This window comes from Streptomyces sp. NPDC054840 (assembly GCF_053611065.1).
The window spans coordinates 1-2,661 of the sequence record NZ_JBSGZP010000849.1 but is presented as its reverse complement, the minus strand read 5'-3'; the positions used below and the strand labels follow the sequence as shown (position 1 = coordinate 2,661).

Here is a 2,661-nt window from a genome sequence, read left to right as displayed (position 1 = left end):
GTCGCTCATGATCCACTTGAAAGGTTCCGCGCCGACGTGAATGTTGCCGAGACGGCCGCCCTCGCGCTGTTAGTCAGCACCGCCCGTCATCTCGTCATCGATGTGTTCAGGGCGCCCATGCGCCTGCCGGGTGCGGGGGTACGGACGGGAACCGGCGGACCATCCGCCGGCCACCGCCGTGCCGCTCCCCGCGCCCGCCACCATGAGGTCCCCGCCGCTCCCGTGTGCGGCGACGAACAGCTGTGGGGGAGCGTATGAGCGAAGGCGAATTCGATCCATCGGGGGACCAGGCGGTCTCCAGCGAACTGGCCGGCGTACTGCCGGTGGACTTCACCGCTTTCCACTCCCAACAGCACCGCGCCTATCTGCGCTACGCCCACCTGCAGCTGGGAAACCCCAAGGACGCCGAGGAAGTCGTCGACGACGTGTTCACCTTCCTGCTGAAGGTGTGGCGCCAGGCCCTGAAGGAGGCGAGCCTCCACGGCTTCGCATGGGCGGTGCTGCGCGAACACGTCGAAAGGCGGCTGGCGGCCCTGGGCCGGCAGGTGGCCATGGTGGAGACGGCGTGGTTCGCGGCGCTGCGCCGCTCCTCCAGAGAGCGGCTGGAACTGCTGGAGTCGAAGCTCGGGCTGTACGCGGCGATCGCGGGCCTGTCCGAGCGGCAGTACGACGTGGTGCTGCTGGCCTTCCTGCTGGGCAACGACTCCGACACGGTCGCCCGGATGATGGGGATCACCCCCGCGACGGTTCGCTCGCACATCCGCGGCGCACGCCGAACCCTGTCCCGCAAGCTCGGGGTGGACTGGATCCCCGGAGAGGAGAAGGACCAGTGAGCGACATGCCCCGCCACCGCGACATGCCGCTGTGCGAACTGGACGCGGCCCTTGCGGACGCGACGGTACTCGCGGAGGAGTACGCCGGATACGACGAGGGCGCGGCCCGCCGTCGGATCGCCCGCCGGATCGTCGCCGACCGCGCCCGCTCGACGACCGGCACCACCGGCCCCCCCGGGGCCGCGACCCCGCCGCCGCGGGGGCAGGTCACATCCGCGTCCGCGTCCACATCAGCGTTCGCATTCGCCTTCGGGCCCGCATCCGGGCCCGCGTACGCATCCGCAGCGGCAGCCGACGACCTCGTCCTGGACGCCGCCTGCCACGTGCGCGCCGCCCGGGGTCTGGACGACCTCACCTGGTGCCTCGTGGAGAGCCGGGCCTTCGCCGAACTCGCGCTCGACGCCGATTCCTGGCCCCACGGCGCGGACTCGGCGCTGCTCTTCGGCTGCCTGCTCCACCTGGCCGACCGGATGGAGGACGCGCAGTTCTGGTTCCAGTACGCGGCCGGGGCGGGTTCGCGGACCGCCGCCCACTGCCTCTACCTCCTCCACCTCGCCCGGGCGGAGGTCGCGACCGCACGCCACTGGAAGCGCCAGGCCCGGACCCTGCCCCCGGAAGAGCACCTGCCGCACCTGCCGCAGCTCCCCGAACACCTCGAAGAGGCCCTCGGAGCCTCGGTCATCTGGACCACCCCACCCATCACCACCCAGGACCTCACCGCGCTCACCACCGGACCCGCGGGGGCCGGTCGGCCCCCGTGCCGGCTCCCCGCACGACTGCGGCAGGCGCTCACGGCGCGCCCCCGAAAGGAGCACCCCGACCTGGGGGAGGTGGTCACCCCCGGCCCGCAGGTGGCTGTAGCCGTCGCCCAGAACGCCCGGCTCAACCCCCTGCACCTGACCGACCAGGCGAACGTCTGGGCCCTCGAAGCACTGAAACAGCCGCACCTGACCCACGCCGCCCGGAAAACCCCCCAAGGCCGACCGGCACCGGCCCCGTTGGAATCCGTCCACCAGGCACTGCGCGTGCTGGAAGTCATCAACCGCTACTCGGGAGGCGTGAACCTGACCCAGATCGCCCGTGAGACGGCACTGCCGCAACTGGTCCTCGCCCGGGCCACGGAGCAGTTGATCCGCGCCAAGCTCGTCACCCCGATCGGACCGGACGCGTACGTCGCCGGCAACGCCTTCCTGCTGGCCGAACCGGCGACCGGAGAAGAGCGCGGACACCTGCGCGAGACCCTCGCCTGGGTGCGTGACGCCGTCGGCGCCGCCGTCTACGTCGCCCGCTACACCGACGGAGAGGTCGCCATCACCCAGTACGCCGACGGTCCGGCGGCACCCGTGGTCGAGGAATGGGTCGACTTCCGGGTCGCCGCCCACGCCTCGGCCGTGGGCAAGGCGCTGCTGACCCAACTCGACTACGACCATCGGAAGGACCACCTGGCCCGCCACCGGCTCACCCGGTTCACCCCCCACACCCTCACCGGTCAGCAGGACCTCTTCCACCAGCTCGACGACCGCCCGCCGAACGCTCCGCTCCTCGACCTGCAGGAGTACGCCATCGGCACGGTGTGCGCGGCGGTCCCGATCACCGCGGGCCCGAACGCGGAATGCGTGGCCCTGTCCATCCCGGTCCCCGACCCCGGCCGGCTGAAGCAGGCCGCCCGGATCCTGCAGAGCGAAGCGGCCGCGGTCTTACTGGCCCTGATCGTCGCCGGCAGCCCCCCGTCCACGGCACTCCGGCCGGAGGACACCATGCTGTCGCCGACCGCCTAGGTGTTGACCTGGGTCGTGAGGTCACCGCAGTGGAGGGGCCCACCGCATCC

At 71.7% G+C, this 2,661-nt stretch carries 3 protein-coding genes; all 3 read left to right on the top strand.

The window, feature by feature from the left end; genetic code table 11:
- Positions 1–258 (top strand): hypothetical protein (locus ACWGIU_RS34985; RefSeq protein ID WP_453712127.1); only part of this gene is annotated, 258 nt, incomplete at its 5' end.
- Positions 255–833 (top strand): RNA polymerase sigma factor, encoded by a 579-nt coding sequence (locus ACWGIU_RS34980; RefSeq protein ID WP_328965058.1) that lies wholly within the window; start codon positions 255–257, stop codon positions 831–833. The genes ACWGIU_RS34985 and ACWGIU_RS34980, both read left to right, overlap by 4 nt.
- Before the next feature lie 947 nt (positions 834–1,780).
- A complete protein-coding gene (locus ACWGIU_RS34975) occupies positions 1,781–2,611 on the top strand; it encodes an IclR family transcriptional regulator domain-containing protein (RefSeq protein ID WP_453712128.1) in 831 nt (276 codons plus the stop codon).
- The last annotated feature ends 50 nt before the right edge of the window (positions 2,612–2,661 follow it).

Excerpts from the sequence above, each read along its gene's own strand:
- ACWGIU_RS34980 (WP_328965058.1), top strand. The coding sequence starts at position 255 with ATGAGCGAAGGCGAATTCGATCCATCGGGGGACCAGGCGGTCTCCAGC.